The sequence below is a fragment of the Streptomyces sp. WELS2 genome (assembly GCF_013870595.1).
In the GTDB taxonomy this organism is placed as follows: Bacteria; Actinomycetota; Actinomycetes; order Streptomycetales; family Streptomycetaceae; genus Streptomyces.
Window position 1 is genome coordinate 1 of record NZ_JACBWZ010000422.1, and the last position, 5,386, is coordinate 5,386.

At 71.1% G+C, this 5,386-nt stretch carries 5 protein-coding genes and 2 pseudogenes; 6 read left to right on the forward strand and 1 reads right to left on the reverse strand.

The genetic code is table 11. The features are described from left to right. Nucleotides 1-329 (forward strand): annotated as a pseudogene (locus tag H5J33_RS22190) (regulator); the annotation flags it as partial. A gap of 51 nt (nt 330-380) precedes the next feature. Here the strand turns inward: H5J33_RS22190 and H5J33_RS22195 are convergent. Beyond that, nucleotides 381-746: pseudogene (locus H5J33_RS22195) on the reverse strand (regulator); the annotation flags it as partial. 240 nt (nt 747-986) lie between these two features. On the opposite strand from H5J33_RS22195, the gene lipB reads away from it, so the two are divergent. The 5 genes from lipB (at nt 987) to H5J33_RS22220 (ending at nt 5,285) form a co-directional block, all read left to right on the forward strand. After that, nucleotides 987-1,784, forward strand: coding sequence for a lipoyl(octanoyl) transferase LipB (gene lipB, locus H5J33_RS22200; RefSeq protein WP_181796670.1), 798 nt, complete (start codon nt 987-989; stop codon nt 1,782-1,784). Between the two features lie 114 nt (nt 1,785-1,898). Then, nucleotides 1,899-2,864, forward strand: coding sequence for a lipoyl synthase (gene lipA, locus H5J33_RS22205; RefSeq protein ID WP_181796671.1), 966 nt, complete (start codon nt 1,899-1,901; stop codon nt 2,862-2,864). A gap of 229 nt (nt 2,865-3,093) precedes the next feature. Further along, nucleotides 3,094-3,294: a hypothetical protein gene (locus tag H5J33_RS22210; RefSeq protein ID WP_181796672.1), complete on the forward strand. Its 201-nt coding sequence runs from the start codon at nt 3,094-3,096 to the stop codon at nt 3,292-3,294. An 81-nt stretch (nt 3,295-3,375) separates the two neighbouring features. Then, nucleotides 3,376-4,077 (forward strand): DUF4191 domain-containing protein, encoded by a 702-nt coding sequence (locus tag H5J33_RS22215; RefSeq protein ID WP_181796673.1) that lies wholly within the window; start codon nt 3,376-3,378, stop codon nt 4,075-4,077. Between the two features lie 122 nt (nt 4,078-4,199). Then, entirely contained in the window at nt 4,200-5,285 is a 1,086-nt protein-coding gene (locus H5J33_RS22220; RefSeq protein ID WP_181796674.1) for a right-handed parallel beta-helix repeat-containing protein, read from the forward strand. The last annotated feature ends 101 nt before the right edge of the window (nt 5,286-5,386 follow it).

Sequence of the window (5,386 nt, forward strand, 5' to 3'; positions counted from 1 at the left end):
GGCAGCTCGCCGACGAGTTCGCGCACTGCCACCGGGATCTGCAGCAGTTCCGGGCGGCCGCGCAGCACGCCGAGCGCGCCCTCCAGCTGCGGGCGTCCGCCTTCGCCCGCAGCCGGCTGTTCTGCCGGGTGGTCCTCGCCACCGCGCGGCTCGGCCTCGGCGAACTCGACCAGGCGTGCGCGCTCGCCGCGGAGGCCGCGGGGCAGGCCGCCGAGATGCGGTCCGCCCGCGCGGTGGAGTACGTCAAGGACTTCGAACGCCGGCTGGAGCCGTACCGGGACGCGGCGCCGGTGCGCGGTTACCGGGAGAAGGTCGCGTCGCTCGGGTAGGCCCGGCCCCCTCGGGCAGCCCTAGGCCGCCCTCGGCAGCACCGGGGCCGGGTCGGCGTGGCTGCCCGAGTCCTTGCGCCACAGGCCGCTGACGATGTCGACGGCCTCCTCGGGGGTGGCCGCGAACTCCAGCCCGGCGTACACCGGCGCACAGGAGTCCAGGCCGAGATCCTGGGCGGTGAGCCGGCGCCCCAGCCGGCGGGTGAAGACCTCGGCGATGAGGGCGGGGGTCGTGCCGCGCGGCTGCTGCCCGCGCAGCCAGCGGGTGACCGAGGTCTTGTCGTATCTGAGGTCCAGCCCGTGTTCCAGACCGAGCTGATCGACGCGACGCGCCAGACCCGCGTTGGAGAACCCCGCTTCTGCGATGAGCGCGGCGAGCTGGCGGTTGGGGGTGCGCTGCGCGGGTCGGTCCGTCATCTGCGGTGCGGTCTCCTGCCTTCCGGGCCGGTGGGCGTGCCCGGATTGCCTTTGAGCAGCCCTTATGGCCTCACGAACGGCGCGAATGTAGCGGAGAGTGAGCAGACGATCACACACTTTGCGCCACCTTCATCCGATCGAGTGAGGAACGCCCGCCGGGCTGACGTGCGCGGCCCGGACGTACAGTGGCGTGGGCGCGATACATGCCTGACACACCCATCGCCGAGGGAGGCGCTTGCCGTGAGTGAGTTGCGGTTCGTTCGCAGGGGATTCGGTGCCGATGCCGTCGACTACCAGGAGGCCTGGGACGAGCAGCGCCGGATCCACGCGGCCCGGTTCGCCGACGAGGTCCCCGACACCGTGATCCTCCTGGAGCACCCCCCGGTGTTCACGGCCGGCCGGCGCACCGAGGCGAGCGAGCGCCCGCTGGACGGCACCCCGGTCATCGACGTGGACCGCGGCGGCAAGATCACCTGGCACGGCCCGGGCCAGCTGGTGGGCTACCCGATCCAGAAGCTGCCCCGCCCGGTGGACGTGGTCGCGCACGTACGGCGGCTGGAGGAGGCGCTCATCCGCACCTGCGCCGAGTTCGGCCTGGAGACCACCCGGGTCGAGGGCCGCAGCGGCGTATGGGTGCTCGGCGACCCCCTCGACCAGCGGCCGGCCATCGGAGGGCTGTCCCTGGACTTCGACCCGCGGCTGACCGACGAGGAGTTCGACCCCCGGCTCAACGGCCCCGAGTACGCCCCGTCCAACGCGGGCCAGCGGCGCGAGGACCGCAAGATCGCGCAGATCGGCATCCGGGTGGCCAAGGGCGTCACGATGCACGGCTTCTCGTTCAACGTGAACCCGGACATGAAGTGGTTCGACCGGATCATCCCGTGCGGCATCCGCGACGCGGGCGTGGCCTCCCTCGCGGGCGAGCTGGGCCGGGACATCACGGTCGAGGAGGTCGTGCCGGTGGTGGAGAAGCACCTGAGGGACGTCCTGGAGAACGCGGTCCTCAAGCCCCGGGAGATCGAGAAGGCGTCCGCCTGACCGCCGGCACCGGGAATGCGCCCTGCGGTCGGGAGGTTGGTCTCACCGGCAGGGCGCATTGAGCACGGGCGTACCCTGGTGTACGCCGAAGAATCGAAGTCACAGGGAGCCGACGTGTCCGCAGTCTCACCCGACGGACGCAAGATGCTGCGCCTGGAGGTCCGCAACAGCCAGACCCCCATCGAGCGCAAGCCCGAGTGGATCAAGACCCGGGCGAAAATGGGCCCCGAATACACGAAGATGCAGAACCTCGTGAAGAGCGAGGGCCTGCACACGGTGTGCCAGGAAGCCGGCTGCCCGAACATCTACGAGTGCTGGGAGGACCGCGAGGCGACCTTCCTCATCGGCGGCGACCAGTGCACCCGGCGCTGCGACTTCTGCCAGATCGACACCGGCAAGCCCGAGGCGCTGGACCGCGACGAGCCGCGCCGGGTGGGCGAGTCCGTGGTGACGATGGACCTGAACTACGCCACCATCACCGGCGTGGCCCGCGACGACCTGCCGGACGGCGGCGCCTGGCTGTACGCCGAGACCGTGCGCCAGATCCACGCCCAGACGGCACAGCGCGAGGGCGGCCGGACCAAGGTGGAGCTGCTGGCCCCCGACTTCAACGCGGTGCCCGAGCAGCTGGCGGAGGTGTTCGAGTCCCGTCCCGAGGTCTTCGCGCACAACGTCGAGACGGTTCCGCGGATCTTCAAGCGGATCCGCCCCGGCTTCCGCTACGAGCGGTCCCTGAAGGTCATCACCGAGGCCCGCGACTTCGGCCTGGTGACCAAGTCGAACCTGATCCTCGGCATGGGCGAGACCCGCGAGGAGGTCGGCGAGGCGCTGAGGCAGCTGCACGAGGCGGGCTGCGAGCTGGTCACCATCACCCAGTACCTGCGCCCCTCCGTCCGGCACCACCCGGTGGAGCGCTGGGTGAAGCCGCAGGAGTTCGTGGAGCTGAAGGAGGAGGCCGAGCAGATCGGCTTCTCCGGTGTGATGTCCGGCCCGCTGGTGCGCTCCTCCTACCGCGCCGGGCGGCTGTACCAGATGGCCGTCGAGAAGCGGGGTGCGTTCGTCGCCGCCCAGGCGGTGTGAGCCGCGCGTGTGAATCGTCGCACAAATTGCTACTGGCCGGTAATGGCCGAGTCGACGCGGTCCCGGCCGTCCTCGCTGATGAGGGCGGCACCGGGGCCGCGCCGTCCGTTCCGGCCCCCGCACCGAGGGGTTCACCACTGTTTGACCGGTCGGTCACGCCCTGGTAACACCAGACAGTGACCCTGGTGTCACGCCCCTGACTCCACCGTTTCGAGGGGGGATCCCGATCATGCAGGCACCACCCGTGCGCGCCACCGCCATCCCGTCCTTCACCGACGCGCTGCGCCGCGTCGAGTCCCTGCTGCTGAGCGGCGGCCAGCGCACCGCCCGCCGCAACGCCTGGACCTCCGTCCTGGAGGACCGCCGCCGTGCCAAGGACCGGGTCGAGGCCCAGCGGTTCCTGGAGCGGGCCGCCGACGGCCGCTCCTGAATCGTCCCCCTCCGCCCCCGGACCGGGCCCCGCCGGACACTGCCGTCGTAGGCGCTCCCGGGGGCACGTAGACTTCGTGGCATGGCGAGGAAGGAAACCGCGGCGGACGCCGCGAATGCCGGGCGACTGAAGCAGATCGCCCTCACGTACCAGATGACCCGCAAGGCCGACAAGATGATCGGCCTTGTACTCGCGGCCGTCGGCATCGGCACGCTCGGTGTCTTCCTCGCGATCGGCTTCCTGATCGGACACCCGGTCTACCTGGGCATCTTCGGTCTGCTGATCGCCCTGCTGGCGACGGCCATCGTGTTCGGCCGCCGGGCCGAGCGGGCCGCCTTCGGTCAGATGGAGGGTCAGCCGGGCGCCGCCGCGGCCGTGCTGGACAACATCGGCCGGGGCTGGACGACGACTCCGGCGGTGGCGATGAACCGCAGCCAGGACGTGGTGCACCGGGCCGTGGGCAAGGCCGGCATCGTGCTGGTCGCCGAGGGCAACCCGAACCGGGTGAAGACCCTGCTGGCCGCCGAGAAGAAGAAGATGAACCGGATCGTCGCGGACGTGCCGGTGCACGATGTGATCGTGGGCGACGGCGAGGGCCAGGTGGAGCTGAAGAAGCTGCGCACCACCCTGCTGAAGTTCCCGCGCGTGCTCACCGGCCCCCAGGTGACCGCCACCAACGACCGGCTGCGCGCGCTCGGCGACCTGATGAGCAACATGCCGCTGCCGAAGGGCCCCATGCCGAAGGGCATGCGTCTGCCGAAGGGCGGCCCCCGAGGGCGCTGACCGCACCCCCGTACGCCATCGACGAAGCCCCGTACCCCCTGGAGGGTGCGGGGCTTCGTTGACACGCCACCGAACGGAGCATCCGACCGGTTATCGGCTCATCCGCTTTTAGCCTTCGGAATGTGACAAAACGCCATATTACGTACCTCGCATGCGCCACGGCCCTCGTCGGTGCGTTCGCCGGCGCCGCCCCGGCGTCGGCGGCCCACCGGACCCTCGTGGTGCATCCCGGTGAATCCATCCAGAAGGCGGTGGACGCCGCCCGGCCCGGCGACACCGTGCGGGTGCTGGCCGGCACCTACCACGAGAGCGTCACGCTCAGGACGGCCGCGGTGGCCCTGCGGGGCGTCGGCCCGGACACCGTCATCCGGCCGCCCGCCGGGACCAAGGTCGCCCCGCCCGCCAAGGGCGCCACCCCCACCTGCCTCGGCGCCGGCAACGGCATCTGCGTGGTGGGCGGGAAGAACAAGCCCCTGCGGGACGTCACCGTCGCCGATCTGAAGGTGACCGGGTTCGCCAAGGTCGGCCTGTGGTCCATGGGCACCGACCATCTCACCGTGACCGGGGTGACCGCCGACGACAACGGCCAGTGGGGCATCGCCCAGGAGCACTCCACCCGGGGCGTCTTCCGCCGTGACACCGCCCGGCGCAACGGCGACGCCGGCCTGTTCCTCGCCAACAACGTCAAGGCCGAGCAGGGCGCCAAGGACAGCAAGGGCACGGTGGTCGAGCGCACCCTGCTGGAGGGCAACCGGATCGGGCTCACCGTCCGCCGGCTGCGCAACCTCACCGTCCGGCGCAACCACGTCACCGGCAACTGCGCCGGCGTGTTCGTCGTGGGCGACGAGAACAAGCCCCGGGCGGGCGCGCTGACCGTACGCGCCAACCTGGTCGAGCGGAACAACAAGTACTGCCCGAAGACCGCCCGGCTGCCCTATCTCCAGGGCTCCGGCATCGTCCTGACCGGCACCGAGAACACCCTGGTCAGCCGGAACACCGTCACCGGCCACTCGGGCAAGTCCCCGCTGTCGGGCGGCATCGTCCTGTTCAAGAGCTTCGTCGGCGTCACCAGCGAGCGGAACCGGATCACCGGCAACCGGCTGTCGGACAACTCCCCGGCGGACCTGGTCGACCAGGAGGCGGCGAAGAGCGGCAACGCCTTCACCCGCAACTCCTGCCGCGCCTCCAGGCCCGCGGGCCTGTGCTGACCGGACGGCCGTACCCGACCCACGCAAGGAAGGAAGGCGGCACATGACCGCACCATCCCCCGCGCTCTCCACCGCGCCGGAGCCCGGGGCACCGCCCACCC

Coding starts and splice junctions, on each gene's coding strand:
- H5J33_RS22210 (WP_181796672.1), top strand. CDS start 3,094: ATGCAGGCACCACCCGTGCGCGCCACCGCCATCCCGTCCTTCACCGAC.
- H5J33_RS22215 (WP_181796673.1), top strand. CDS start 3,376: ATGGCGAGGAAGGAAACCGCGGCGGACGCCGCGAATGCCGGGCGACTG.